22 protein-coding genes are annotated in these 26,365 nt (G+C 44.8%); 15 read left to right on the top strand and 7 right to left on the bottom strand.

Features of this window, described 5'->3' with window-relative positions; all coding sequences use genetic code 11:
* Positions 1 to 9: 9 nt before the first annotated feature.
* Positions 10 to 1,245, bottom strand: a complete 1,236-nt coding sequence (locus EIZ58_RS33675) for an extracellular catalytic domain type 1 short-chain-length polyhydroxyalkanoate depolymerase (RefSeq protein ID WP_167577865.1) — start codon at positions 1,243 to 1,245, stop codon at positions 10 to 12.
* 323 nt (positions 1,246 to 1,568) lie between these two features.
* Here EIZ58_RS33675 and EIZ58_RS21495 point away from each other — a divergent pair, with 323 nt between their 5' ends.
* The 5 genes from EIZ58_RS21495 to EIZ58_RS21475 all read left to right on the top strand — a co-directional run bounded on the left by EIZ58_RS21495 (position 1,569) and on the right by EIZ58_RS21475 (position 6,678).
* Complete coding sequence (locus EIZ58_RS21495) at positions 1,569 to 2,630, top strand: AAA family ATPase (RefSeq protein ID WP_134702996.1); 1,062 nt, start codon at positions 1,569 to 1,571, stop codon at positions 2,628 to 2,630.
* Between the two features lie 3 nt (positions 2,631 to 2,633).
* On the top strand, positions 2,634 to 4,430 hold the full coding sequence (locus EIZ58_RS21490; protein WP_134702995.1) for a vWA domain-containing protein: 1,797 nt from the start codon (positions 2,634 to 2,636) through the stop codon (positions 4,428 to 4,430).
* Positions 4,431 to 4,809: 379 nt separating this feature from the next.
* The gene (locus EIZ58_RS21485; protein ID WP_134702994.1) at positions 4,810 to 5,607 is read left to right on the top strand and encodes a hypothetical protein; all 798 of its coding nucleotides are present in this window, start codon (positions 4,810 to 4,812) and stop codon (positions 5,605 to 5,607) included.
* A 4-nt stretch (positions 5,608 to 5,611) separates the two neighbouring features.
* Positions 5,612 to 5,992, top strand: coding sequence for a GntR family transcriptional regulator (locus EIZ58_RS21480; RefSeq protein ID WP_134702993.1), 381 nt, complete (start codon positions 5,612 to 5,614; stop codon positions 5,990 to 5,992).
* Entirely contained in the window at positions 5,989 to 6,678 is a 690-nt protein-coding gene (locus EIZ58_RS21475; protein WP_134702992.1) for an ABC transporter ATP-binding protein, read from the top strand. The genes EIZ58_RS21480 and EIZ58_RS21475 overlap by 4 nt, the downstream gene beginning before the upstream one ends.
* 221 nt (positions 6,679 to 6,899) lie before the next feature.
* On the opposite strand, the gene EIZ58_RS21470 is transcribed toward EIZ58_RS21475, so the two are convergent.
* The 3 genes from EIZ58_RS21470 to EIZ58_RS34550 form a co-directional block, all read right to left on the bottom strand.
* The gene (locus EIZ58_RS21470) at positions 6,900 to 7,709 is read right to left on the bottom strand and encodes a WYL domain-containing protein (RefSeq protein WP_134702991.1); all 810 of its coding nucleotides are present in this window, start codon (positions 7,707 to 7,709) and stop codon (positions 6,900 to 6,902) included.
* On the bottom strand, positions 7,684 to 9,009 hold the full coding sequence (locus tag EIZ58_RS21465; RefSeq protein WP_134702990.1) for a helix-turn-helix transcriptional regulator: 1,326 nt from the start codon (positions 9,007 to 9,009) through the stop codon (positions 7,684 to 7,686). The genes EIZ58_RS21470 and EIZ58_RS21465 overlap by 26 nt, the downstream gene beginning before the upstream one ends.
* Before the next feature lie 75 nt (positions 9,010 to 9,084).
* Positions 9,085 to 9,357 carry a hypothetical protein gene (locus tag EIZ58_RS34550; protein ID WP_240689402.1) on the bottom strand — a complete coding sequence of 91 codons (273 nt, stop codon included), beginning with the start codon at positions 9,355 to 9,357 and terminating at the stop codon, positions 9,085 to 9,087.
* Here EIZ58_RS34550 and EIZ58_RS21460 point away from each other — a divergent pair.
* Entirely contained in the window at positions 9,238 to 10,593 is a 1,356-nt protein-coding gene (locus EIZ58_RS21460; protein ID WP_240689382.1) for an RtcB family protein, read from the top strand. The genes EIZ58_RS34550 and EIZ58_RS21460 overlap by 120 nt on opposite strands.
* A gap of 503 nt (positions 10,594 to 11,096) precedes the next feature.
* A complete protein-coding gene (locus EIZ58_RS21455) occupies positions 11,097 to 12,206 on the top strand; it encodes a slipin family protein (protein WP_134703615.1) in 1,110 nt (369 codons plus the stop codon).
* An 87-nt stretch (positions 12,207 to 12,293) separates the two neighbouring features.
* On the opposite strand, the gene EIZ58_RS21450 is transcribed toward EIZ58_RS21455, so the two are convergent.
* The 3 genes from EIZ58_RS21450 to EIZ58_RS21440 all read right to left on the bottom strand — a co-directional run bounded on the left by EIZ58_RS21450 (position 12,294) and on the right by EIZ58_RS21440 (position 14,139).
* Positions 12,294 to 13,430 (bottom strand): acyltransferase, encoded by a 1,137-nt coding sequence (locus tag EIZ58_RS21450; protein WP_134702988.1) that lies wholly within the window; start codon positions 13,428 to 13,430, stop codon positions 12,294 to 12,296.
* 39 nt (positions 13,431 to 13,469) lie between these two features.
* Complete coding sequence (locus EIZ58_RS21445) at positions 13,470 to 13,667, bottom strand: hypothetical protein (RefSeq protein ID WP_134702987.1); 198 nt, start codon at positions 13,665 to 13,667, stop codon at positions 13,470 to 13,472.
* Between the two features lie 124 nt (positions 13,668 to 13,791).
* The gene (locus EIZ58_RS21440) at positions 13,792 to 14,139 is read right to left on the bottom strand and encodes a hypothetical protein (RefSeq protein WP_134702986.1); all 348 of its coding nucleotides are present in this window, start codon (positions 14,137 to 14,139) and stop codon (positions 13,792 to 13,794) included.
* Positions 14,140 to 14,489: 350 nt separating this feature from the next.
* On the opposite strand from EIZ58_RS21440, the gene EIZ58_RS21435 reads away from it, so the two are divergent.
* The 8 genes from EIZ58_RS21435 to EIZ58_RS21400 all read left to right on the top strand — a co-directional run bounded on the left by EIZ58_RS21435 (position 14,490) and on the right by EIZ58_RS21400 (position 26,356).
* Positions 14,490 to 14,819: a nucleotide pyrophosphohydrolase gene (locus tag EIZ58_RS21435; protein ID WP_134702985.1), complete on the top strand. Its 330-nt coding sequence runs from the start codon at positions 14,490 to 14,492 to the stop codon at positions 14,817 to 14,819.
* A gap of 15 nt (positions 14,820 to 14,834) precedes the next feature.
* Complete coding sequence (locus EIZ58_RS21430) at positions 14,835 to 16,778, top strand: DUF2075 domain-containing protein (protein ID WP_134702984.1); 1,944 nt, start codon at positions 14,835 to 14,837, stop codon at positions 16,776 to 16,778.
* A gap of 110 nt (positions 16,779 to 16,888) precedes the next feature.
* A complete protein-coding gene (locus EIZ58_RS34545; protein ID WP_134702983.1) occupies positions 16,889 to 16,999 on the top strand; it encodes a putative holin-like toxin in 111 nt (36 codons plus the stop codon).
* 466 nt (positions 17,000 to 17,465) lie between these two features.
* Positions 17,466 to 17,837, top strand: a complete 372-nt coding sequence (locus tag EIZ58_RS21420; RefSeq protein ID WP_134703614.1) for an HIT family protein — start codon at positions 17,466 to 17,468, stop codon at positions 17,835 to 17,837.
* 93 nt (positions 17,838 to 17,930) lie between these two features.
* Positions 17,931 to 20,369, top strand: a complete 2,439-nt coding sequence (locus EIZ58_RS21415) for a DEAD/DEAH box helicase family protein (protein WP_134702982.1) — start codon at positions 17,931 to 17,933, stop codon at positions 20,367 to 20,369.
* 38 nt (positions 20,370 to 20,407) lie between these two features.
* On the top strand, positions 20,408 to 21,184 hold the full coding sequence (locus EIZ58_RS21410) for an NERD domain-containing protein (RefSeq protein WP_134702981.1): 777 nt from the start codon (positions 20,408 to 20,410) through the stop codon (positions 21,182 to 21,184).
* 77 nt (positions 21,185 to 21,261) lie between these two features.
* Positions 21,262 to 23,967: an MrcB family domain-containing protein gene (locus tag EIZ58_RS21405; RefSeq protein ID WP_240689298.1), complete on the top strand. Its 2,706-nt coding sequence runs from the start codon at positions 21,262 to 21,264 to the stop codon at positions 23,965 to 23,967.
* On the top strand, positions 23,939 to 26,356 hold the full coding sequence (locus tag EIZ58_RS21400; protein ID WP_134702980.1) for a restriction endonuclease-like protein: 2,418 nt from the start codon (positions 23,939 to 23,941) through the stop codon (positions 26,354 to 26,356). The genes EIZ58_RS21405 and EIZ58_RS21400 overlap by 29 nt, the downstream gene beginning before the upstream one ends.
* Positions 26,357 to 26,365 lie beyond the last annotated feature (9 nt).

Here is a 26,365-nt window from a genome sequence, read left to right as displayed (position 1 = left end):
TCGTGATATTTACTTAAAAAATTTCCATATATGCTCGGTTGCTTTTGGACCGAGGAGATCGGTATAAGAACCTTCATCACTTCCACCAGACCATTTATGCTCTAGCCCTTCGATCATCCGAAGTTGGACTAAGGGGTATCCACTTTTATCTTTATAGATATATTCTTTATATTCTCGTCCATTTTCCTGCGCTTGGATAGGATTTTGAAAACTAATAGGCACTCGTCCGTGACCACCTTCAATGCGAAAATTCGTTTGTGCCCATTGGATAAACACCTGATCCCCGTTGATTCGACGTACGATGCTATCATCGGTACCCTGCAAAATAAGGACAGGCATGGTTCTTTTCCCTACTTCTTTAAATGCCTTCTTCATTTCCTCAAATGCCTTGTCACCACATGCAAAGGGATCTTCGACACCCTTTTCCATCACAGAAACAGCATCGTGAAAAATATGTTTAAGATCAGCTTTGTTACGTGGCTTCGCTGCATGGTAGGGTACACCAGAACAGATTGCGATCTTACTAAATCTATCGGGATAGGTGGCTCCGAGAATGCCCGCCATGGCCGCACCAGCCGAGAAACCTGCAGCATACGTCTTTTTCTCATCAATATGAATATGATATTCGTTATTTAAAAAGCTTTTTACTTGGTGGATGATTTCAATGATGATTTGAGGTTGTCCTTTTTCACGATGCTGATTTTCATCAAAAAACCAATTCCAGCAATCGGTTGAGTTTAATTCCTCATAATAGTCCCTAAAAAACGGATTCATCTTTAAATGCTGACTTACCCAATCTAACGAATTCGGATAGGACTGTAGAACATTCTTTTTTAACATCGATCCATTTAGCTGAATAGAATCCCTTAACAACCTTACCTGTAAAGGAGTTAGGAAATAAAAAAGATAAGGATTAAAAAGCAATGTCCTAAAAACAAACCAATCCGCAACATTACTCATCTCAGGGTATAGGACAATAAAATTTTCTTTTTCTGCTAGTTCGTTCATTTGCGTTCCTTTTGCAAACGACTCTGGAGTTTGGCCACAACCATGAAGCATAATGACCAGAGGGACAGGCTTTTCACGAGAGTGGGTTCGTATACCTTTAGGTATGTAAAGTCTGTAGCTGAAAATATCAATATCGTGATTAAAAATGGTTTGAGAATACCCTTCTAAGTCCAGCGTCACATACAAAAATTCCGGGAATTCTTTTTGCGAATGGTCGATGAGTATGGATTGAGGCATGCGAAGAATTCTCCTCCTTCTACTGATAAATTCCATTAATATGGCCGGTCTATTAATCAACCAAATATTAACATAATTAGGGAAATTGTTAAAGAATTTTGGCTTTATACATGAAAAGTTAAGTATGAGATTAGAAAGCAAAAAGCTTTACCTCCTGTCTTGGAAAATAAAGTTTTTTGCGAGATCATGCCGCGCATCGTATGCGAAGGTATCCTGTGCATGCCGGATCGGAAAGAATCCGTTTGTCTCCTATTTTCTGAAGAGGATGGTAAAATGATAGTTGTTAATAGATAAAATGAAGCCTATTACTCGGAGGAAAAGGAATGAATAGTGCTGTATCAGTAACCCAAAAGCAATTGACGGAATTGCTGTTAAATACGGCTGTGATTCGACCCGTGTTCATTTGGGGGGCACCTGGAATCGGAAAATCCTCTCTCGTTGAGCAATTTGCAGCGCAGGTGGGTCTGCCCTGCGTCTCTCTGCTGGGAAGTCAGCTTGCTCCGGAAGATATCCTAGGTGTTCCGCAAATTGTTGACGGAACGAGCCGCTTTTGCCCACCGGGCATGATTGCCCGAAAAGAACCTTATTGTCTGTTTCTAGATGAATTGAATGCCTGTTCCCACGAGGTGCAGAAGTCTTTCTACAGTCTCATTCATGAAAGAAGAATCGGGGAATATCAGCTTCCCGAGGGCTCCATTGTCATTGGCGCAGGAAACCGGGCGCAGGATAGTGCGATCGTCAAACCGCTGTCTTCTGCACTGATCAACCGGATGTTTCATGTCCAACTGCGGGTTTCTTTTCAAGAATGGCTGAATTGGGCTTTTGAAAACGGCCTTCATCCGCTGGTGCTGGAATATTTGCAGGTACGCCCGGATCATTTATGGAGCCAGCCCCCTAAAACGGAGGAACCCTTTTCCACCCCCCGGTCCTGGCATATGCTAAGCGATGCCCTCTATGAATTCGGGGAGAATCTCACGCACGAGTGGGTCGGTATCCTGGCCCACGGCAGTTTGACTCCGCATCATGCATCGCAATTTAAAGCTTTTCATAAGCAGCTGAGCGGAAGATACCAATTGAATAAAATCATTGAGGGGGAAATGTCTTTCCCTCATGCCCCGGAAGACCGGGATGTTTTGTATTTCTTATCCCAATCGTTCCGAGCACAAATCATCAAAGAATTGCCGGCTCAAAAACAAGAGGTGACGGATGCCCATAAGCGGTTCGCCCACCGCGCCAAAGCTCTGATTAAGGAGTTAAGCTCCATCAGTCTGGAAATGGCGCAAATGGTGGTGGCCAAGCATGGGGAAGGGAATGCGCTACCGGATTGGTTCATGGTGGAAATCGTGCGCGATCTGCCCCGATTGGTGGATAGGAAGGAAGCCTAGCCCATGAGCAAAAGAAAAAAGCCTGAATTGGATATCGCGTTGAAAAATTACTCGGAAGCGCTGCAGATGTTGCATCAGCATCCGATGTTTGCCCCGTTGGCTTTGCATGCCCGTTTTTACCGGCAAGACAGCCAAATATGTCCCGACGACGGCTGGGCCGTTGTTACCCGGCAGGGGGCCATTCATGTTCACCCCACTCGACGCGGTGAAGTGAGCGAATGGATGTACGTGCTGGCTCACTGTCTTTTGCATCTCGGGTTTGGTCATTTTCAGGCCAAAGAAAACAAGGTGGCATGGAATACCGCGTGTGACTGTTTCATAGCCAAATTTCTTTCCGACATGAAATGGGGGACTCCTCCCAAGGAATTGAGCGGCATGCTCGATTTTCGTTCCAAAAGTGAGGAGGATTTGTATCTTCAGTTTTCTGAACGCGGGATTCCGGAGCCTCTGCGTCACTGGGGAGTAGGAGGCTCGCAAGGAGATTTGGTGTTCTCCGACAAATACCATTATTGGAACCGAGATGTGGATTGGGAAGCCTGCCTGGGAAAAGGGCTGTCGATGGCAGTGACCAGTGCGGTCAAAGTGGCTGCTGGTTATACGGCTTTTTTGGGGGAGGAAACGCACGAATTAACCCCTGCTGCAAAAGCCCGAAATTGGTTCATCGACCATTATCCTCTGCTGGGGTCTCTTGCAGCTAGCTTTAAGCTCATCGAAGACCCGGCGATCTGTGCCCGGTTGGACATCTCCGTTGCCGCGATTGATATCGAAGACCGGGAAATTTATATGAACCCGGCCTCCGGATTGGATGAGCACGAATGCAAATTCGTCATTGCCCACGAGCTGCTGCACGCCGGACTACGGCACCATGAACGCTGCCAGGGAAGAGATCCCTATCTGTGGAATGTGGCCTGTGATTATGTAATCAACGGCTGGCTGGTGGAGATAGGAATAGGTGAGTTTCCCAAAGTCGGAGGGCTGATGGATCCAGAGCTCAAAGGGTTGTCCACGGAAGCCATTTATGACCGGATCGTTACCGACATAAGAACCTATCGCAAGCTTTATACGCTGCGGGGGATCGGGTTGGGGGATATGCTGGATAAAGGGAATCCGGGTTTCTGGGAAGTGGGGGAAGGGACGACATTGGATGATTTTTTCCGGAATTGCCTGACCCAAGGGTTGATTTATCATCAGGAGCAGAACCGCGGGTTTATCCCCGCAGGCCTCATCGAGGAAATCCGGGCACTGGGCCAGCCACCGATCAAGTGGGATGTGGAGTTGGCGAGGTGGTTTGACCACTATTTTGCCCCGCTGGAACAAAACCGAACCTACGCGAGGGCGAGCCGACGGCAGTCCTCCACACCCGACATCCCCCGGCCAAGATGGGTTCCCAGCGGAGCGTCGGATGACGGAAGGACGTTCGGCGTGGTCCTAGATACATCAGGTTCGATGGATAAAAAAATACTGGCCAAAGCTCTCGGTGCAATCTCCAGCTATAGCCTTTCGCGGGATGTTCCGGCTGTTCGTGTGGTGTTCTGTGACGCCGCCGCTTATGATGAAGGATACCTGGCGCCGGAGGTGATTGCCGACAAGGTTAGGATCAAAGGGCGTGGGGGAACCATTCTCCAGCCGGGAATAGACCTGCTGGAAAACGCAGAAGATTTTCCAAAAAAGGGGCCTCTTCTCATTATTACAGATGGGTATTGCGAGAGGTTGAGATTGAAACGGGATCATGCCTTTCTGCTGCCGAAAGGGCGCCATCTACCGTTTATCCCAAAAGGGCCGGTGTTTTATCTGGATTAAAAAGTTATTTGTCCTGCTGATGAAGTGGGGAATAATTAAGAAGCAGAGAAAAGCTAAATAGTTTTTCCCTGCTTCCTAGAATCTACTTCAACAATTTATCTAATATATTTTCAGATCTACCAAATATAATTTGAAACCATCACGTAACAAGAGCTTAGAACCTCTACAGTCAATTTCATTAACCTTTATTCCATGTCCCGTTGTAAGTCATAAAAAACATCAAGGGTGTATTTTTTACTTCCGAGGAATTTGTTGAACATACTTGTACCTCCTAAAAATAAGTTAGCGAGTCCAATGTCCCAGCTTATTCCAATTGCGCGCATCTACTGTATTGGTGTACTATTAACCCCATACAATTTTTAGTAGGGGGTTTTCCGTAATGACCGCATGGTTAAGTCTAACCAAAAAAGAGCTGCGATTAGGAATGCTAGCCTTTCTACTCCCTTTGATCGCCTTTCTTCTTACTACAAGTGTTGCTTATTACATCGGCTCTCAGTATGGGTACCAGTGGGAAGCTGTTCTCGGTGTATCTATTTTTATTTCGGGTTTTCAAGCGTTTTACCTAGTGTATTACCTGTTTTTTAGCTTGCGATCGGAAAGAAAAAAACTCCATTTATGGCTGCATAATCCCATGACAGGTTCCTCGCTATTATCATCGAAGGTGGTTGCTGGACTTATTTCCATGTTCATCACGCAGGCGATCATTGGAATTACCTTACTTCTGGCATTACATTTATCAGTCAATATCCCCAAACCAGTACCCTGGTCAATCATAATAGATTTCGGACTGTTTAGCGCAATTCAGCTTTTCCTAGTTGCCATTAGCATGGCTAGTTGGTTTTTGTTTTACTGGGGAATCTATAGGATCATCGCTAGCAAACTGGGTACATTTTTAAGTATTCTATCCACGTTTATCATTGTCATTGCAACAAGAACATTATATAGCTGGCTTTTAGAGTCTCCCCTATATGAACGGCTTACAATGTGGGGTGCCTTTGAAGCCACGAGCATGATGGAAGCCATGAATTTTATTCAACGCTTGGAATATAGCCCAGAAATGATGATGGATACCGAACCATTCAGCCTCTATTTGGGTACCTATGTCATGGAAGGAGCAATGGTTCTTTTACTCTTCTTCGCTGCTTGTTGGATATTGGACCGAAAAGTTGAGGTGTAAAGAAATGACAGAATTTCATTCATCACACCCTATTTATCTTCAACTGGCAGAACGCATTAACGAGCAGATTCTGCGCGGTGAAAGGAAGCCAGGTGACAAACTTCCATCCGTACGGGAGATGGCTATTCAGGTGAAAGTAAATCAAAACACGGTACAACGAACCTACCGAGAATTAGAAGGAATTGGAACGGTAGAGACGAGACGAGGGCAAGGCACGTTTGTCACGGAAAATACAGGCATATTAAACCAAATGAGAGAACGGCTTAAACAGGAGAAAATCTCACAATTTGTCCAAGGCATGCAGGCCATGGGGTTCTCAAACCAAGAAATTGAAAACGGACTCCAAATATTTTTGCGTCACAATGAAGGGGATGCCAAACCATGATCAAGCTTAATCAGGTAACCAAGAAATTTATGACCAAGGTTGCACTCGATGATGTTAATCTTGAGCTGACGAGGGGGAAAATCGTTGGGCTCGTCGGAGAAAACGGTAGTGGAAAATCAACGACATTAAAATTAATAGCGGGTCTCATTCAACCATCTAAAGGGAGTGTTACCGTAAACGGGGTCAGAGTCGATCGCCGTATCGCCAAGCAAGTTTCCTATTTATCGGAGTCGGATGAATACTACGGATTTTACAATGTCGGTCAAACGATTGATTTCTATGCATCACAGTTTCCGGATTTTAATAAAGAGAAAGCGGAAGAAATCCGCACATTCATGAAATTGGATCCGAACGCTAAGCTAAAAAACCTTTCCAAAGGAAACCGCGGACGGTTAAAAATGGTACTTACCCTTGCACGGGAAGTCCCTGTCATTTTAATGGATGAACCTCTTTCCGGGCTCGATCCGATGGTTCGTGATTCCATTGTAAAGGGATTAATTGAATTCATTGATCTTGAGAATCAAATTGTGCTGATTACAACTCATGAAATCAAGGAAGTTGAAACGATTCTTGATGAAGTGATTGCGATCAAGGACGGCCATATTATTGGACATCATAACGTGGAATGGCTGCGCAGTGAACAAAACATGGGGATCGTTGAATGGATGACCAAAATCTATCAATAATCTCCCACGGAAAAAAGCATCTTTTTATAAGCTGCTTTTTTTGGTTAACCACTATCTTCGCTCTCAGGAAGTTAAGTAAAGACTCATGACGGGTTCTTTTACTTGGTAGAAATAATAGGGGAACAAAAAAATAGTAACGCTAGATCCTTTTATGAAGTGGATGTCAAGGACGGTAGCTTGCGTCCTTGACATCCGGATTGCAGGGAAAGGATACAAAAAACTTATTGGTTTTCTCCATACCTTGCAAGCGCTTTGGTTGAGCTTTCCAGCATGCGACTTCGCAAGTATTCACCCTCGATAATCTTCACCCTTTGCCCCAGAAAGCGAACTTTGGATAAAACATATTCGGCCTCGTTGCCTTGAAACGTAATCCGAATGAGGTATCGATCTGATGCGTCATCATATTCCACTTCCTTCTCGAAGCAGGAGAAGGCATATAAGATCCGGGATAATTCACGGTTATACCGCCTCACGACCTCTATCGTCGCCGTTCGCTTCCGCTGTTCCAGCAGATTTTTTATATGCGCTTGAACCCGTTCGATCCGCTCAGGCGGAAGGGGGTGGGAGAGAAGTGCGAATGAATCGATTTGATTCAATCTCGTGGAGAGAAGTGCTTTATAATGAAGGTGATACCAAAGTAAATACCATTCCCGCTTTACCATGGAATACTCAAGCTTATATGGGAAAGCGGGCTCGCGCTCTTTTACACGCCCGTCCTTTAATTTGGTTGTTAACTGAAGTCCTGTTTGATTGGCGATGATCTGACGCAAGGCTCGAAGATGCGGGTGAAAAGGCTGTTTTTCGGCGCTGCGGGCTTTCTCGATAAAAGCAGCCGAAAGATCAACCACTTCCTCTGTTTCAAGAGCGGCTACCAGCTTAGAATATAGTGCAGGCGAAAGGGCCTCGGATGCGACAGGGAGTTCGATCATCGACTTCAACCAAGCTCTCTCTTGAGATGTGGTTGTGGATGTCCCCGAATCCTCTAGCCGCGACAAGATTTGATAGTTAAAGATCTTCTCGAACAGATTCATAATAGGAATAAATCCCCTTCCATTCTGCGATCATGTCATTCCGGAATTCACGAGGCTCAAGGACCTCGCAGCTCGAGCCGAAGCTTCGGATCCACGGTCGAATTTCGGTCGTACCGTTCACGACGATCTCATATACGAACGAGTCCTCATTTTCCTCGATAATAGAACCCCATTGGCCTTGCAGCCGTACGCGCTCTTTTATAAAATTGGCTTTCCCCGGCTCAGGGTGGAAGAAGCGGACACGTACGGTAACCGGATTTCCCGTGTCGATGAGCCAGCTGTGCTCAAGTGCTCGGTCCAACTCGGCAACCTTTTGTGCAAAGAACTCCTCCGGTACGACCTCGTCTTCTTCAATCTGTGTGATTCCTTCGACGCGGTATTTGCGGATTCCAAATCGTCCATCGAATCCAATTAAATACCAACGACCGTATTGATGATCATAGATGACCTTCAGCGGCAGCGTGAGAGCTGTTTTTCCTTCCATTTCGCGGGCAAACAGAGGGTTCGTATTTTTGGAGGCGTAAGCCTTCTTCGTCTTCGGTGAAAAGTAAAGAAAACGTATCTTCCGACGCTCCTCAATGGCTTTCAAGAAGGTGAAGAGATGCGCCTCGTCCAAAATACGTGAGTAGTAATGATATTTATATAAGAAAGGCTCGACAAGCGTCTCCTTATCGTTTCGGCGTTGAATCTGTTTCTTCAGTCCATCTCGAAGCAAATAACCAATAACGGAAGGGACTTGCGTGTTAGCCATAATGTCCACAAAGTCGTAAAGCTCCAACAATTCCTCGTTGGTTAAATCGCGTACGAGATCGTTATGTACCCGGTAGCGGTATGGCCTTGGTCCCGGCTCCTTCCGGATTACGCCGACTTGCTCCAAATATTTCAAATCGGAGCGTATCGTTTTCTCGTCCGGCAGTGCAGCCGCTGGATCGAGGTGTTCGCTGCATACATCCAACAATTCTAAAGCCGTATGGGGGCGTTCATTCATGGCCGCTAGCAACAATGAAATCCGAACACTCTCCGATTCCTTCATCGACTTCGCGCGGTACAGAAATAATAGAATCGGATCCGTCGAATCGTAGTAACTAAACCGCAGAGTGTCTGCGAACTGTTTGCGTTCCGTGTCCGCAATGTACTGGTAAGCCGCTTCAATAACCTCCTTCAGCCGCCGAAGCGTCTTATCGAAGGTATGCACGGAGATACCGAGTCGTTCCGCGTATTGTTGACGGCTGTAGGCCCCGCTCGTTAAGACGAGCATCCGCAGAAACTGTATTTCTTTATCAAAGCTTTCCTTGGCCATCGTACAACCTCGCCTTTATCATATCTTTCTTTATATTTTATCAGACGAATGGAGCCCTAGAACATGGGAAACATTTCATTCGGTCGTAATACTTTCACCATGTTCGTTTACTGCCGGATGAGCGAAGATAGAACTAAGCCACAAGGAAACGGAGGCAAGCGAAACATGAAACGATTGGAAAAGAAACACGGGAACAACCATTACGAGATAGAACTTGAGCATGGCGCATTGCATGTATTCGCGAATGCTGAGGTCAAGGAAAGCTTTGAAGACAAGGTGTTTGAGATGGCGGACAATAATCTGCGGATCCCCCGCAATCAGTATATGAGCTACACACCGGATGCACATGTCGGCATCGGTACCTGCATCGGCACGACCGCTGTATGGAACATGAAGGACGGCTTTGTCTCGCCGTCGATCGTAGGAGTAGACATTGGCTGCGGCATGCGGGTGCATACGACGCAGCTTCATAAACGGGATCTACAGGATAAAGGTGTAAGGCGGCAATTGATCCAAGCCATTGAAAAATACGTTCCCACGAACGAGCGGACGAACACGCATTATGAGGACATCGACATCATGGACGTGGTACGAAGCGGCTTGAAGGGATTGCCGGAGCGTTACGTCCCGAATGAGCGCTGGCTTACGCACGTGGAAGAATCCACGTTCACGTTCAGCCACGGCTACCTCGAGAAGCTGCCAGAAAATATTCGCAAGTATGCACACGGTCAACTAGGCACGCTTGGCGGCGGGAACCATTTTATTGAAATCCAGTATTTAGAGATCGAGGAAGAAGCGAAAGACGTTGCGGCGTCCTGGGGATTATTTGACGGGCAAGTCGTCGTCATGATTCACTCCGGTTCCCGGGCGTGGGGGGCGAAGCTCGGTCAAACGTATACGAAGATATTCCGCGAAGCGATGTACAGCTGGGGTGTTACCAATCCGGATCGCAACCTGTTGTACGCCCCGATCGGTAGTGATGTCGGGCAGACGTATCTTCATTTAATGTACTCGGCTCTCAACTTTGCGGTCAGCAACCGGCACATGATTGCTTTCGGGGTGCAGCAAGGCTTCCGTGATGTGTTCGGTGGAGAGACGGAGCTGCCCGTCCTATACGATCTCATGCACAACTACGCTCTGAAGGAGTTTCACCGGAACGAACCCATGCTTGTTCACCGGAAGGGCGCGACGCGGGCGCTTTCGCCTGGGCACTTCTTAAACGCGGCGGTTTACAAAGAGAGCGGACATCCGGCACTGATCCCGGGATCGATGGGGACCTCATCCTATATCATGCGAGGACGGGCGGAGGGTGAGAAAAATTTCTACTCCATCTGTCATGGCGCGGGTCGGGCTCGTTCCCGGAAAGCAACGAAGGAACTGGTTACCGTCGATCAGTTTGAAGCATCAATGAAGGTCGGAACCGACGAGGAGATCTTGGTCAATCATCGCTCGCTGAAGACGATCTTGGATGAATGTCCGCAGGCTTACAAAGATGTGGATCTCATCATTGACAGTATTGTAGGCGCCTCCTTGGCGGATGTGATAGCCAAATGCAAACCGATGGCCGCAATCAAAGGAGTATAACACCCTTTCTATTTGGGTTGGTGGTAGACGTCGATTGACGTTTTATCATAGATTATGATTCTTATTCGGACGGCTGTAACGAGGCTGGGATTTCTGTAACGTCCCACAGTGCCGCGCATCATATGCGACGGTATCCTGTGCATGCCGGATCGGAAAGAATCCGTGAAGGGGTTCGATTCCCCAATCGCTAGGGCGCGATTTCTGGTAGAACACTCGACTTTTAATCGAGGACATCAGTACGAAGAGGCCAAAGGATGGAATCCCTGGCGGCTAGGATAAGCGCACTGCGGTAAGGCTTTGCAATCCGTGGATATCGAACGGAGTCTCTAGTAAATCCCGCTTGGATGAGAAGAGATGGAATTGTGGCTGCAGTTCGGCCATATCCTCCTCTTGGACATTAAAGCAGGAGAAATCGCACGACACTCCGTTCTTAAACGAGATTCCGCCGGAATCGCAGCGGGATTCCAAACCTAAGGTTCTATGAAATGAGGGGGGCTAAGATGATGTTTCGAAAAGTAACGATTCGAGCTGACGAGCGCGGTTTGCTCTTTCATAAAGGCAGTTATGTGAAAATGTTGATTCCTGGAACGTATCGATTCATGCTGTGGTCACAAGATACGGTAATTGTGTTAAATATTGCGAAGCCTTTTGAAGTAGAAGGTAAGGACTTACAGCTGTTCCTCCATGATGATGAATTGTTGAAGCAACTCGATATTGTCCGGATCCAAGACCATGAATACGTCCTGCATTACGAGGACGGGAAGTTCGTGCAACTGCTTAAAGCGGGTATCTACGCCTTCTGGAACGTACTAAAGAAGCACACCTATTTACGTGTGGACATCAGACAACCTGAATTGCCGGCTGAGGTGGATCGTTCCATTCTGCAGAAGCTTACAGCACACGTCCAATCTTTTGAAATCGAAAGCTTTGAATCCGGGGTTTTGTATTATAACCACGTGATGCAACGGGAGCTCGCTCCGGGAAAGTATTACTTCTGGAAAGGACCGACTTCGGTGTCGGTGAAAACCATTGACTTGCGTCAGCAACAGATGGAGCTTCTAGGTCAAGAAATGATGACCGACGACAAAGTTACGCTGCGGCTGAACTTTGTATGCCAGTATAAAATCATGCAACCGTTGCGCGCATTAGAAATAAAGTCGTTCGATGAGCAAATCCATATCCAGCTGCAGCTCATCCTGAGGGAATACATCGGGGCTCTCAAGCTTGACGAGCTGCTGAAACGAAAGCAGGAAATTGCTTCGTTTGTTTTGTCTCGATTGCTTGAGAAGGGTGAGGAGTACGGGGTACAGTTCATAGGTGCGGGCATTAAAGATGTTATTCTGCCGGGAGATATGAAGGAAATTCTGAATACGGTGCTGTTCGCGGAGAAAAAGGCGCAGGCGAACCTGATCACCCGTCGGGAGGAAACGGCTTCAACCCGGAGCCTGCTCAATACGGCAAAGCTGATGGACGAGAACCAGACGTTGTTTCGATTAAAAGAGCTTGAGTTTCTCGAGAAAATATGTGAAAAAATCGGCTCGATCTCACTCTCGGGCGGCGGCGATTTGCTAGAGAGACTGAACTCTCTGCTAGGAGAGAAGAGAGCAGGGTAAAAGACGGCTGCAAAAGGTGTTCCGCCAGGGTCATTAGGAAAACTAAACCCACCATGAAAAGCCATGGTGGGTTTTTGGGCAACTGAATTAAGCACGCCGTGGTTCAATCGTTGTGGATGCCAGTGATTTCAGAGGTTTATGGTTAGGTTTTGTTCCTCCCAGCCAACTCGCCTTCGGTACCCGGTTGATCAAATAGATCCCTAATGAGCTAGACAGCAGTGTAGCCGTCCAGAGATAGAGGATTCCGGACGTTCCTAACCAAAGGGAAGCCGCATTGATTTGCTGGTCGAAAAGGACAAGAAGACTTAGGCACAACGGATGCAAAAGATAAAGAAGGAAGGATTGGCCTGCAATCTGTTCGATGCCTCGCGTGATGGCCAACTCCCATCGGGCCCGCCGCTCCCCATCAAGAACATGGAGCAATGTGAAGAAGAGAAGGAAGCTGGCCACGGAATAGAACATCGTACTGGGTTTGACAGAATGGGCATAGGTTTCAGTCACATACCCGTCAACAAGATGGAGAGCCAAAGCTCCGACCCATACAAGGGATAAGCAGAGGATCAGCCGATTCTTTTTATTCATGTCTATCATCTTCTGATAGTTTTGCGCCACATATAAACCAAACACAAAGTAAAAAATCCAATTCAGGGCTAGTGTCGTATAGGCAATTTTGATCGAAGGAAGCGTGAACCACCCTATCTGGTGAAAATAAATGGCATGGGCCGCTGCAGCCTGAATGAAAAACGAGGCGATCAGGAGTCTCTTCGGATACCAAGTGATCCATCGATAAAAAAAGGGAAACACCGCATACAATTGAATCATGATTAATACAAAATAAAGATGGACGTAGCCAGTTCCGGTCAGCAAGTGCAGCCCAATGTTTGGGGTGACCTCGATGAAAGCGCCCAGCGCCCCATTCGTTAGCCAATCCTGGCGATGATCAAAGATTGAATAGATGAGAGTCCACAGAAGATAGGGGACGGCAACTTTGCTAAAGCGGTGCTTAAAGAAATAGAAATAACTCGGCGACGGCTTTCTTTTTTCTAAATAGTATAGAATGAACCCAGAAATCATAACAAAGATCGGGGAGCCAAAACGAAACACCTGGTTGAGGATAAAAGCAAAGCCGTTGGTTAAAACCTGGCCGGAAGTGACATGGATCGTGATAATGGACAGGGCCGCAAAAGCACGGAGGATACTCAATTGTAGGATACGTGATTTCATTGTGTTAACCTCATCGGATCGGAAGTTTCCGCAGATCTCTTAAGAAATAGCTATTTGTTTCAATTCATTAATTCTTTTATTGATCAAATGAACCTGCTTATATAAAATCATCCGCACTTCCCAGCTAACATCTCCCATCAATTCGTTTTTGATCGTTTCCTTTTTGTTAATCAACCATTTAATATCATCTATCGAACCCACTTTATAATTAAATTGATGGATATCAAATAACAACATGGTTTAATTCCTCCTTGGAAAATATTTTTTCATACAAAAGAAATGGACGTTATGAATGGAAAACCCACCACGGTGGTACCATGATGGGTTTGTATGTCTTGGAGGTTAGGTAGGTATTTAATGGTTATGGCCCTGTCGTACCAGAAGGATCGGTTCCTTCGGTTTGTTCGGATGGATTGATCGTTTCTTGCTCACCACCTGTAACAGCTTCACTGCCATCGGTTTCCGCGTCATGACTCATCGTGGAGTCTGGAGCCGATTCGTCTGAACCGCCCATCGAAGGATCAGTTGTTCCGTTATCCATTCCATCTCCAGCTTCCCCTTCCACCGGAGGAGGAGCCATGTCTACTCCTTGCTGCTGGGTCGAGGAGGGAAGCACTGGCTCTGTCCCTTCTTCTCCGGAAGAGCAAGCAACAAGCCCCCCTAGAATCAACAGAGCTGACATCGGAATAACGATTATCCTTCTTTTCATTTTCATTCTCCCTTCAACACGTGTTTTCATTTGCATTATCAATATATCCAGAAAATGTAACCACACTATGTCCAAATGGAGTAAATTCTTTTAAACGTTTATGAAAGGATTATGTCCGGCTCAGTAGTTATATTGAACGCTTCGGGGATACCCCCCAGGTAGGGGACGCTTTGCCGTTTAGCGAGTCTGCTCTAACCTTTAGCGGATCCCAGTCATCCAGATGTGTTATCACTAAGGAATTGTCGTGTACTGAGAGAAGAACGGATGATAACGGATAAAGGTAGATTTTAGAAAAATATAACTTACTCCTGTATAATAGATCTCATAACAACACCTCTGGAGGAAAACCTGTGCAGGAACTCATTCATGAATTATTAGCCTTTCGCAAAGAAAGAAACTGGGAGCAATTCCACACTCCCAAGGATCTTGCGATCTCGATCTCACTAGAAGCGAGTGAATTGCTAGAGAACTTCCAGTGGAAGGATAGCCAAACCGCAATCGAACAGAACCTTCCACAGATTAAAGAAGAACTAGCCGATGTCCTAATTTATTCGTTATACCTTGCTCATGATTTGGATATCGATATCCAGGAAGCGATCCAAAGCAAGATCGAAAAGAATAAGCAGAAGTATCCCGTGGGGAAAGCCTTCGGATCGAATAAAAAATACACTGAGCTCTAAAGGGAAGGTTCGGCCATGATTGTATATGAAGCAACAAAAACGGAGTTTTTGGAAGATGTGTTTCATGATGAACTGGTCAACAATATCGTCCGGAACTACAACACGAAAATAGGCCGTATTAACGAAAGAGAAGTTCGGGCTTGGGACACTTCGATGCAATATATGTACCGGGTGTTAGGGGATGAAGCCATTCCCCAAGATTCGGGAGTGGCGATTGAGTTTCGTATTCCCCATACCTCGAAGCGAGTCGACTTTCTGATTTCCGGTAAAGACGAACAGAAAAATAACGTAGTCATCGTGGAACTCAAGCAATGGGGGACGGTGGAAGCCGTTCGGGGAAAAGAAGCCATTGTTAAGACGGCGATGAATCGCGGAAAAATGGAGACGACGCATCCTTCCTATCAAGCGTGGTCCTATGCGTCTTTAATACGAGACTATAACGAAAATGCGCAAAACGAGGACATGGCTTTTTATCCTTGTGCCTACCTTCATAACTATCTAGATCAAGGGGAAGAGGATCCTTTAACTGATCCGATGTATGAGTATTACTTGGAACAGGCGCCTGTCTTTGTAAAGGGACAAGCGAAGGATCTGCGTGATTTCATTAAGCGCTACATAAAGATAGGGGATAACAAAGAAAACCTCTATAAAATAGAGAGTGGACGTATCCGTCCGTCTAAATCCTTGCAGGATGCGTTGAATCGCATGCTGCAAGGAAATAAAGAGTTTGTCATGATCGATGACCAGAAAGTGGTCTATGAGGAGGCTCGCCTCATGGCGCGAGAAGCCTTGCGAACCCACACGAAGCAGGTCTTGATCGTACAAGGAGGTCCGGGGACGGGTAAATCCGTTTTAGCAGTAAATCTTCTCGTCGAACTCACTAAACAAAATATGGTCTGTCAGTACGTCACTAAAAATGCAGCCCCTCGAAACGTGTACGCAACGAAGCTGAAGCAAGACTTTCGCAAGGGACATATTGATAACCTGTTTAAGGGGTCTGGCAGCTACATCAACGCTATTCGCGACGAGTTTGATGCCCTCATCGTGGACGAAGCCCATCGTCTCAATGAGAAGTCGGGGATGTTTCAAAACCTAGGAGAAAACCAAACGAAGGAGATTATCGAAGCGGCAAAGCTTTCCATCTTCTTTATCGATGAGCGACAGCGGGTCACTTTAAAAGATGCCGGCAGTCTAGCCGACATTCAAAAGTACGCGAAACAACATGGTGCCGTCATTAACATCATGAACCTGGACTCCCAGTTCCGCTGTAATGGATCCGACGGATACCTCGCTTGGCTGGATGATGTGCTGCAAATCCGTCCTACTGCGAATACCGACTGGATCGGGAGCCACTATGATTTTCGAGTGTATGATGATCCAAACGAACTCCGAAGAGAAATCCAAAAACGGAATCTCAAGAACAATAAGTCTCGCATGGTGGCCGGCTATTGCTGGGATTGGCTCAAAGAAGGAAAGAACAATCCCAACGTGTATGACATCGTGCTTCCAGATTATCAATTTAAGATGAGCTGGAATCTCGCAAACTCTGAAACCTGGGCCATTGACGAACAATCGGTTCAGGAAGTTGGTTGTATTCATACATGCCAAGGACTTGAATTTGATTACGTTGGCGTCATTATTGGTGATGATATGCGTTATGTAAATGGGCAGGTGATCACCGACCCTACGAAAAGGGCCAAAACCGACTCTTCTTTGAAAGGTCTGAAAAAACTCCAGAAAGAAGATCTGGTAGAGGCTCATCGCCTAGCAGACGAGATCATCCGCAACACCTATCGAACCCTCATGACCCGCGGGCAAAAAGGCTGCTTTGTGTTTTGTACCGATCCGGCTCTGGCTGAGTATTTAAGAGAGAGATTTGGTAGAAGCAGCTATCAGTATAAGCAGAATGAGTTTTTTAAGCCGTTACCCATGGTGGCGGAAGAGGGGGAGGAGTATTAACAAACAAAACGTATGTTTGCTTCTGTGACATCATGATATAATAAACAAGTACAATAGAATCGGCTCCTCATGGGTGGTCGGCTCATCCCTGTTAGAAAGGGGGTGAGAAAATGGTGTCAGTATACGATGCAATAGATTTAGCATTGAACTTAGGCATGTTCACATTAACATTCGTTGGTGTCGTCATTGCCATTCTGACATACATGACCAAAAAGAAATAGACCACCCGTGAGCTGACAACTCGGTGGTCTATTCCTTCAGCATTGAGCCGACCCCTGTTGGGGAACGTCTGTTGTACGTGACCGGTAGTGTTACAGCACTGTCGGTCTCTTTTTTATTGTTGTAACTTGTTAATTATATTATACCTTGGAGACAGGGAGATGTAAAATATAGTGATTTAATAGTTCAGTATGAGGGTATTGAATCCTGATCAGTGACACCTATCGAACAATTGGCTTAACTACTGCGATTATCTATACTCTGGCAGAGGATCACGACTTTTCAATCGAGGAGTTAGAAGTGTTTCGAAAGGAGAAAACGGAAAAAGGGGAGGCTTCCAGGTAAGATTGTTTTTAATTAAGGTGGAGGAAGACAAGAATTAGTTGTTTGAGCGTTCCTACAGCGGTATTATTATTAAAATAAAGTACGAAAACGAAACATCAATATAATCCAATGGAGTGTTAAATGATGACTTGTCCTTTTTGTGAACTGCCTGAGGAACTAATCGTAATGGAAAATGAATGGGCTAAAGCTTTCTATGACAAATTCCCTGTTCAAAAAGGTCATCTACTCATAGTACCTAAACGTCATGCAGCAGCTTATTTTGATGCCACAGATGAGGAAATTCTTGCTATACACCAGTTAATCCGGCAAGGGAAAAAGATGCTGGATGATCTTCATCAACCGGATGGTTTCAACATTGGCGTGAATGTGGGAGAGTATGGGGGGCAAACCGTGATGCATCTTCATTTTCATTTGATCCCCCGCTATAAGGGGGATATTGACGACCCTCGTGGGGGAATACGGAAGGCGATTCCGAATCTGGTACCTTATCCCTAGAAAAACTTAAAAAATGACGGAAGCCTGACCCATTCGGTCAGGCTTTTGCTATACTAAAGAGAGTTAATAATTGGGAATCGCTTGAGGTGGAGAATGACAAGAATAAAATTGATAACGGAGAATTTACTAGAAGATTTAGTTCAAGCCATGGAACAAGCTTCTTCTATTTACTTCATCACTTCCTTTGTAATGGAATCTGGAGTTCGCCTCCTAGAAGGTCGATTAAAGCAAGCTATCCTTCGTGGAGCTGAGGTAAAAATACTCGCTGGAGACTATTTGTTTGTCACGCAGCCGGAAGGTCTTCGTAGATTGATAGATATCGATGATTCTATTGAAGTGAGATTATGGCGCAGTAAAGGAATCTCCTTTCATCCGAAGGCTTATCTTATGCATGCTGAAAATGGTGAAGGTTTGCTTATCGTAGGTTCTTCGAATCTATCTCGTTCCGCTCTTTCTTATGGGGTGGAATGGAATTTAGCTATGCAAGCTGGTGCGGAACCGGTTACGTTTGATGCGGCTCTCGATCAATTTATGAAAGCATACTTGGCTGATCAAACGATCCCCGTAAACAGGGAAACTCTTTTCCATTACGAAAAGGAATACGAAGTCTATCATCAACAGCATCCTGAACTGTTTCGAACGTGGACCGAGCGGGAAGCAAGGGAAATCATGTTTTCAGGAAAAGCGGATAAGGAACCTACGGAGATCCGAGAAATGACAAGCGGTTATCTGTCGCTAACACCTCGGCCTGCTCAGAAGGAAGCTTTAGAGGAACTGGAAAAAACCTTGGATGAAGGCTACCAAAGCGCGATGGTAGTTATGGCCACTGGATTGGGAAAGACTTACCTTGCTGCGTTCTTTGCGCAGCGGTTTCATCGTGTATTATTTGTGGCTCATCGAGAGGAAATTCTCTTTCAAGCCCAAAAATCATTTCAACACGTGATGCCCAATCGAACGGTTGGGATCTATAACGGAAGTCGCAAAGAGGGAGAAGCGGATTTCGTGTTTGCCTCCATATATACATTAGGGATGAAGCAGCATAGGGAAAGCTTTGCTCCCAAAGCCTTTGATCTCATTGTTATCGATGAATTTCATCACGCTGCTGCCCCGACCTATCAGAGGATTCTGGATTACTTTGAGCCTTCCTTCTTGCTTGGCATTACGGCGACACCGGACCGGATGGATGGGAAGGACGTCTATGCGATTTGCAGAGGAAATGTGGCCTATCAGCTTCATTTTATCGAAGCGATTCAACGGGGCTGGCTTTCCCCTTTCCACTATTTTGGCATCTATGATGAAACCGACTACTCCCAGATCAGCTGGTTGGGAAATCGTTATGCGGAAGAAGAGCTCTTAACCGTCCAATTAAGAGAAGACATGGCGGAGAACATTTTCTCAGCTTGGAAAAAGCATAAACAAACCCGGACTTTAGGCTTTTGCTCGTCCATTCGGCAGGCTAATTTCTTGGCTGATTATTTTCAAAGAAAAGGAGTTCAGGCTTTAAGTCTCCACTCTAAGACAGTAGAGATGAGCCGTGGAGAGGCCTTACGTCGACTGGAACAAGGGAGTTTGGAGATTATTTTTACCGTCGATTTATTCAATGAAGGGGTAGATATCCCAAGCGTCGATACGCTGCTCTTTACCAGACCGACCGAATCCCTCACCATCTTTACCCAACAGATTGGCCGAGGCCTTCGACTATATGAAGGAAAAGACCATTGTACCATCATTGATTTAATCGGAAACTATCGAAATGTGGATGTGAAACTTGGATTATTTCATACCCAGACCGATTCAGTGGTGGACAAACCTTCCAGACAAGCTTTTGTAGAACCGGTTATTCCTGATTCATGTCATTGGGAAATGGACATCCAAACGATCAATCTATTAAAAGAATTGGCCAAGAAAAAACAGCCGCGGAAAGAGAAACTGCGAGAGGCTTATTTTGAATTAAAGCAAGAGCTGGGCAGGCGCCCCACTTATTTGGAGCTTCATTTGCATGGAAATGTGGATGCAAAAGGGTACAGACAGGAATTTAAATCATATCCGGGATTCCTTTATTGGGCTGGTGAATTACCTGAGCAACAGAAGGAAGCGTTTATGCGAATGGAGCCTTGGCTCAGAGAAGTAGAAAGCACAGGGATGGCCAAGAGCTATAAGATGGTTGTGCTTTTATATATGTTGGAAAAAGGGGTGGATCATTGGATGAAACCAATCACAGCAGAAGAAGCAGCAGCATTCTTCCACCGCTACCTGACAGAAAAAGAATACCGGAAGAGGATCGACTTCTCCGATAAGAAAACCAAGGCCTTGTGGGAGTATGATAAAGAAGATGTAGCCAATCTCATTGCCGATATGCCCATGACGAAGTGGAGCGGCAGCTCGAAGGGATTGGTTAGCTTTAAGGATGGGATCTTCAAATTTGAGTTTGATATTGCGCCTGAAGATCAGGAATTGGCTTACCGGTGGACAAAGGAGATCTGTGAGTATCGGCTTCATGAGCATTTTGAGAGGAAGGGTAGGGCACACTAGTTTTACCTTAAATCTACCATTAAAGAAGGAGAATATAAATGACTCTGTATTTTATTATATTAATTGCTTTTAGTATATTTAGCTTTATACTTAGAAGCCCAAAAGTTAAGGGCTACATTGGGGAGAAAAAAGTTCAAAAGAAACTCAAAAGCCTAGATCCGAATCAATATATTTCTGTACACGATATCATGATCCAGATATCAGAAGGGAAGACCAGTCAAATTGATCACATTATTCTGTCATCCTACGGCATCTTTGTGATTGAAACTAAAAATTATCAAGGATGGATCTTTGGGAAGGACCAACAACAGTACTGGACACAGACGATATATAAAAGAAAAGAAAAACTTTTTAACCCCGTCTGGCAAAACAAGGGTCATATCAAAGCGTTACAGGATCTCCTCTCCGATTTTCCTACTGTACCTTATCATTCGATCATCGTATTTGGCGATCAAGCGACACTGAAAGTAGAGTCAAACACCCATGTGATTTATGCTTCACAACTCGTTTCTACTATCCTAAAGTATCAGCAAGTGGTTTTAAACCAACAGGATATTCATACCATCCAACAACGAATTTTAAGAGCGGATCAAACCGATAGAAAAATGAGAAAAGAACATGTTACTTCTATCCACCAAAACATGAAGGTGAAAACTTTAAAGGTGGCCGAACTCATTTGCCCTCGATGCGAGGGGGAGTTAGTAGAAAGAACGGGAAAATACGGTATTTTTCATGGTTGTTCTAATTATCCGAAATGCCGCTACGTTGTAAAGGAACGAAAAGTCGTTGGGATCGGGTCTTATAAAAGAAAATAGTAATAACTTAGCCTGACAATACCTGTCAGGCTTTTGCTATACTATTAGTAACATTTTCCTACCACAGGAGGAACAGCATGGCTTTACCACTTTCACTAGCAGGCATTTTTAAAAATAGACAAAAATCATATAAGATGGTGCTCATCTTGTCCGTACTTGAGGAAATGTGGACTTCTGAGACCCAAATCCCTCTTCATCGGATAGCAGATCGGTTTGTTTCGTTTTACTTAGATAGGGAAAACCAAGGGCTTCCAATAGATGAGGCACCTAAAAACATGGCGAGCAGTTGGAGGGAGATGACAACTACTAGAGTAATCAATCTACTCCAGACCCCTATCCAAGCCTTATCCTCGGTACTCATAACAGACTCTCAAAAAAGCTGGATCGGTTTTCGGCCGGATGTATTGGAAGAACTCAGTACAAGTGTTCGAAAAGAGCTCAAACAATATGCCTTGGATGAGATTGAGGCTTATTTTGGTCAATCGAAATCTTTTTCTTTAAGAGATCATTTAACCTACATCCTATCTCATTATTTACAAGCCAAAACAGAAACGTTTAAAGAGCATCCCTTAGGCATAAGAGTAAGGCAGCAGATTCCACAGGATCTGCAATCCTTGTCTTTTATCGATCAGAACTATAAGGTTCAGGGGTCAGTAGGCCAAGGGAACTGGGCTACAATTCCCTGGATCGCGATTATGGACAAACGGATCACGGAATCGACGCAGTATGGAGAATATATTGTCTATCTTTTCTCAGAGGATATGAGTTCCGTTTATCTAACTTTAGCTCAAGGCGTGACTGTTCCGCTCAAGGATAAAGGGAAAAAAGAAGGCTACGATTACTTAGAACAAAAAGTCCGTGAAATGAGAGATTTATTATCACTAGAGTCGTTTCAAAAAGATGACAATATTCACTTGACTTCAAGCGGAATCGGACGTGATTACCAGGTATCTACCGTTGCTTATATTCGGTATTTCCTTGAACACATGCCCGAGGAAGATCGACTCATTTCGGATTTAAGAGAATTGATGGAAAACTACCGACTCTATGCTGAGGGTAGTCAAAAACAGGTGGGGGCCCAACCCGTTAGCTTTAAGTATACGATGGCTTACCTTCATTATATCCAGGGCATCCTTCACTATTTAGGTAGTCAATCGCCCAGGATGGTTGATATGGATGAATTGGTTTCTCAGCAAGCTCTTATTCTTAAAAAGGGTGATGAGGTCAAGCATCCCAAACAACGAATCCAGCATATTGGAAGAGCCATCGAGGAATTGGGACTGATTCAAATTGAAAAGTCTTCTTATTTATTAACTGAACTAGGACAGCAATACTGCCATTCTTATCAGGATAGTTCAGACATATGGAACCTGACGCCTAACCAAAAGGGGATTCTACAAAATCAGATACAAACTACTAGCCAAGATTCAAGTAATTTAAGAAGGGTTATCCTCTTGGCAACCAACATCGCTAAGGAGCTGCAGCAATTTACCCAAAACGAATTTCAAGCCCGATTTATTCCTGCTATGGAGCTGGATGCAGAATGGGGAGACGTCACCCAAGCGAATAGGGCAAAGTTTATGCTGAATTGGCTTCAAGAAATAGGATACATAGAAAAAGTAGACAATTTATATATCTATCTTTATAAAGAGGATGTAGAAGCAATGGAACATGTGGTAAAAGTCGATGAACAGTTGTCCCTTATCAAATCCTTTATCCTGCAAAAAGGATTCTACTATCCAGATAACATGATAGAAAACTTCTACCTATCCCTCAAGACGAAGCCTTTTGTAATTTTAGCGGGGATCTCAGGGACAGGAAAGACAAAGCTGGTTAAGCTATTTGCCGAAGCTCTGGGTGCCAAGATGGAACTTATTCCGGTTCGCCCAGACTGGAGTGATCCTACGGATCTTCTTGGTTATCGCGATTTATCAGGTCACTTTCGAGAAGGAAGGTTAACCCGAGTCCTGTTGGATGCCTTACAGCCACATAATAAGAATCAAATCTATTTTATTTGTCTGGACGAGATGAACTTAGCCCGTGTCGAGCATTATTTTAGTGATATTTTAAGCGTCATGGAAACCGAGAGATGGGAAGGAAGACGTATTCTCACAGATTCCCTACTATCAGGTGAAGAGAACTTGGGCAGCGTCTATATCCCTGATAATGTGTACTTGATTGGAACCGTTAATATGGATGAGACCACGCATCCCTTTAGTAAAAAGGTCTTGGACCGGGCACAAGCGATTGAATTTAACTATATTAATCTCAATTCTTTTCCTGGTGATGTTATAGAAATGAATGAACAAAGACCGATGAGAGTGGCAAATTCTTTTCTTAAACGAGAGTATCTCACGCTTCAAGATGCGTATTCAAATTATCCAGAGCTCATCAAGCGTACAACAGAGAGACTAGTAAAAATGAACAATATTCTAGAAAAGATTCATGCCCATGTTGGATTTAGGGTGCGAGATTCGATCTGTTTTTATATGGTTTATAATGAACAATTCGGTTTAATGAGCGAAAAAGAAGCCTTTGACCTACAATGGCTGCAAAAAATACTTCCTCGTATTCAAGGGAGTAGTTCTTCAGTAAAAAGAGTGTTGATCGAATTTATGCAGCTGGCAACGGGACAACGAACCAACATTGAGGAAATGTTGAGTGACTCTTCCGAGCTTTTCAACGTGAAGCCTGATGCTCCGTTTCCGCTTAGTGCCCGAAAAATCGCCTATATGCTTCGGAGGTTTGAGGAAGATGGATTCACTTCATTCTGGCTATCTTAAACAGGAAACCGAGCTCCTGAAGATCGAAACAAATCTCTTTGATTTGTACATCCAAGGCAAGCCGTTTCATCCAACCGTTGAGTCGTTACAGCTTCATCGTGATAAAGCGCAGGAATGGGTGGAGGCGAGATGCGAAGTAGTTAAGGCTGGTTATCCCATTGAGCTAGAGAGGATCCAGCTTTTCTCTCCTATTCATTATCAATTAGTAGAACTTGGTGATGAGAGAATCCTCCCGTGCTTTTATGAAAATCAATCCTATCAGCTCGTTATCCAACGTAAGAGTGAGAAACTCATTGGTTTCCACCATGACAATGTGCTGCTGCGTCAAGCGATCAAACCCTTGGGAAAAGACCTTCTCACCGGAGTCCTAAATTTTCAAAATGAAGTCGGTTATACGGAGCTCATCATCCTTGTGGAAGGCCAAAGAGCCCTTGAAATCCGATTGGAAATATTCCCTTCCAAGATGGATTATAAGAAGGACTACCAATTAATCCTCCAAGACGTTAATGAGCAGATCTATAACTTGTCCTTTGATTTTCTTCGAAAAACCTATCAACTAACTGGCTTGAAGGAAACTAGAAACCAAAGTTTAACTGAGTTTCTGGCTATCTTAAAGCAGCTCTTTCAACAATTGGTCCATTCAGTTGAGAGACTTCAAATAGCGCCCCATCATCGGTTAGCTTCTGAAACAAGATGGGTGGGGGCCGATCGTGTAAAACGGGCAGGAAAAGAAAATGTAGCAGCACTGGCTAAGAAGCCTCATTTACTTGTTCCGAATCAACAATATGGATTGTTCAATATCAATGGACAAGGCTATTCTCCAACCAAGTTGATCGAGATGAAAAGAAGGATAGACTTCGACACCCACGAGAATCGTTTTGTACGATGGGTACTTGAGAGAATAGAGATGAAATTGAAACAAATCCAGCAGCGGCTCAACGATAAGCATCGAACCCAGGATCCCCTTTTACATAATCAAATTGAACAGATGCGAGGACAAATTCGAAGGCTATTACGGTTTGACTTTCTTTCGGATTTAGGTGAGATGAAGCAGATGTCAGTTACCCTTGTATTACAAATGGCACCCGGCTATCGAGATATTTATCGGAGTTACTTGATCTTGATGAAGGGTCTGTCTATTCAAGGGGACTTATTCCGCTTGTCCATGAAGGATATTGCTCAGTTATATGAATATTGGTGCTTCCTGAAGATTCATAGTTTATTAAAGGAAAAATATGAGTTGTTGAAGCAGGACATCATTCGGGTTCACCGCCATGGTTTATTTATTACCTTAGATAAATCGAAAAAAGCTAGCGTTACCTACCGAAATCCTCATAATGGAGAGACCTTTACTCTGTTTTATAATGCCCTGCCGTCCGAAGATAGTCGAGACTTTCCTACGCTTCCTCAGAGGCCAGACAATGTACTCACACTGAAAAAACAAGATTCAGATGTGGTATATAAATATGTCTTCGATGCCAAGTATCGATTAAACCCTGCCTACCAAGGGACGCCATACTTTGAACGATATCAGTCACCGGGCCCAGAGGAAGATGACATCAACACCATGCATCGCTACCGGGATGCCATCGTCTATCAGGAGGGGCGATCCGGGGAGTATGAGAGAAGTATGTTTGGTGCGTATGTCTTGTTTCCTTATCCTGATGAAGAAAAATTTGAGGAACATCAATTCTATGGAAGTATAAAGAAGGTAAACATCGGAGCGTTACCATTCCTACCAAACTCAACTAGGCTAATGGAACGGTTTCTAGATGAGCTGATCTTAGATAGTCCTGAAAAAGCCTATGAGAGAGCGACAAGACCTCGTGGAACGAAGGAGTACTACCAGGATAAATTAAGTGGGAAGAACGTGTTGATTGGGTCATTGCGAGATAAGGAACAACTTGGTATCTGTTTAGACAATCGAATCTATTATATGCCTCTCAAGAATCTAATGGACAAGCAGCATATGCTAAGCAATCTTGAGTTTATTGGGTTGTGTCAATCGAGACGTTTATTTGGTGAACAAAATTCTGGTATTCATAGGGTGGGGAGAGTAGAGAGTTGGCAGGTGGTTCGTCGTGGGGAGATCTATGAAAGACCGGCGAGAAGGGGAACAGATGGTGAACTCTATGTTCGATTTACTATTGGTAAGTGGGAAGAGAGAAAAGAGCCGATTGAGTTAGGGGGATATGGTGTGTACACGTTTCTCTTAACATCGAAGTATATGCTAGACCGTGCAAGGGAGATTGCGGAGTTAAGGTTAGAAACGGAAGAAGATTTAATAGAATGGCGGGAGAAGAGAAGACGAGGGAAGGTGAAGGTGGAGTTGGATCGGGAGGAAGTGGATTTGGCGGGGAGGGTGTTGAGGGTTAATGTGGTGGATTGAGATAGATTA

This window comes from Ammoniphilus sp. YIM 78166, from assembly GCF_004522215.1.
In the GTDB taxonomy this organism is placed as follows: Bacteria; Bacillota; Bacilli; order Aneurinibacillales; family RAOX-1; genus YIM-78166.
Note: the sequence above shows the minus strand (reverse complement) of the source record. Positions and strands in the feature narration are given on the sequence as shown.

Bases quoted from the DNA above. Each gene is read 5' to 3' on its own strand.
- EIZ58_RS33675 (WP_167577865.1), bottom strand. From the start codon at position 1,245: ATGCCTCAATCCATACTCATCGACCATTCGCAAAAAGAATTCCCGGAA.
- EIZ58_RS21495 (WP_134702996.1), top strand. From the start codon at position 1,569: ATGAATAGTGCTGTATCAGTAACCCAAAAGCAATTGACGGAATTGCTG.
- EIZ58_RS21490 (WP_134702995.1), top strand. From the start codon at position 2,634: ATGAGCAAAAGAAAAAAGCCTGAATTGGATATCGCGTTGAAAAATTAC.
- EIZ58_RS21485 (WP_134702994.1), top strand. From the start codon at position 4,810: ATGACCGCATGGTTAAGTCTAACCAAAAAAGAGCTGCGATTAGGAATG.
- EIZ58_RS21480 (WP_134702993.1), top strand. From the start codon at position 5,612: ATGACAGAATTTCATTCATCACACCCTATTTATCTTCAACTGGCAGAA.
- EIZ58_RS21475 (WP_134702992.1), top strand. From the start codon at position 5,989: ATGATCAAGCTTAATCAGGTAACCAAGAAATTTATGACCAAGGTTGCA.
- EIZ58_RS21470 (WP_134702991.1), bottom strand. From the start codon at position 7,709: ATGAATCTGTTCGAGAAGATCTTTAACTATCAAATCTTGTCGCGGCTA.
- EIZ58_RS21465 (WP_134702990.1), bottom strand. From the start codon at position 9,009: ATGGCCAAGGAAAGCTTTGATAAAGAAATACAGTTTCTGCGGATGCTC.
- EIZ58_RS34550 (WP_240689402.1), bottom strand. From the start codon at position 9,357: ATGTGCATCCGGTGTGTAGCTCATATACTGATTGCGGGGGATCCGCAG.
- EIZ58_RS21455 (WP_134703615.1), top strand. From the start codon at position 11,097: ATGTTTCGAAAAGTAACGATTCGAGCTGACGAGCGCGGTTTGCTCTTT.
- EIZ58_RS21450 (WP_134702988.1), bottom strand. From the start codon at position 13,430: ATGAAATCACGTATCCTACAATTGAGTATCCTCCGTGCTTTTGCGGCC.
- EIZ58_RS21445 (WP_134702987.1), bottom strand. From the start codon at position 13,667: ATGTTGTTATTTGATATCCATCAATTTAATTATAAAGTGGGTTCGATA.
- EIZ58_RS21440 (WP_134702986.1), bottom strand. From the start codon at position 14,139: ATGAAAAGAAGGATAATCGTTATTCCGATGTCAGCTCTGTTGATTCTA.
- EIZ58_RS21430 (WP_134702984.1), top strand. From the start codon at position 14,835: ATGATTGTATATGAAGCAACAAAAACGGAGTTTTTGGAAGATGTGTTT.
- EIZ58_RS34545 (WP_134702983.1), top strand. From the start codon at position 16,889: ATGGTGTCAGTATACGATGCAATAGATTTAGCATTGAACTTAGGCATG.
- EIZ58_RS21420 (WP_134703614.1), top strand. From the start codon at position 17,466: ATGACTTGTCCTTTTTGTGAACTGCCTGAGGAACTAATCGTAATGGAA.
- EIZ58_RS21415 (WP_134702982.1), top strand. From the start codon at position 17,931: ATGACAAGAATAAAATTGATAACGGAGAATTTACTAGAAGATTTAGTT.
- EIZ58_RS21410 (WP_134702981.1), top strand. From the start codon at position 20,408: ATGACTCTGTATTTTATTATATTAATTGCTTTTAGTATATTTAGCTTT.
- EIZ58_RS21405 (WP_240689298.1), top strand. From the start codon at position 21,262: ATGGCTTTACCACTTTCACTAGCAGGCATTTTTAAAAATAGACAAAAA.
- EIZ58_RS21400 (WP_134702980.1), top strand. From the start codon at position 23,939: ATGGATTCACTTCATTCTGGCTATCTTAAACAGGAAACCGAGCTCCTG.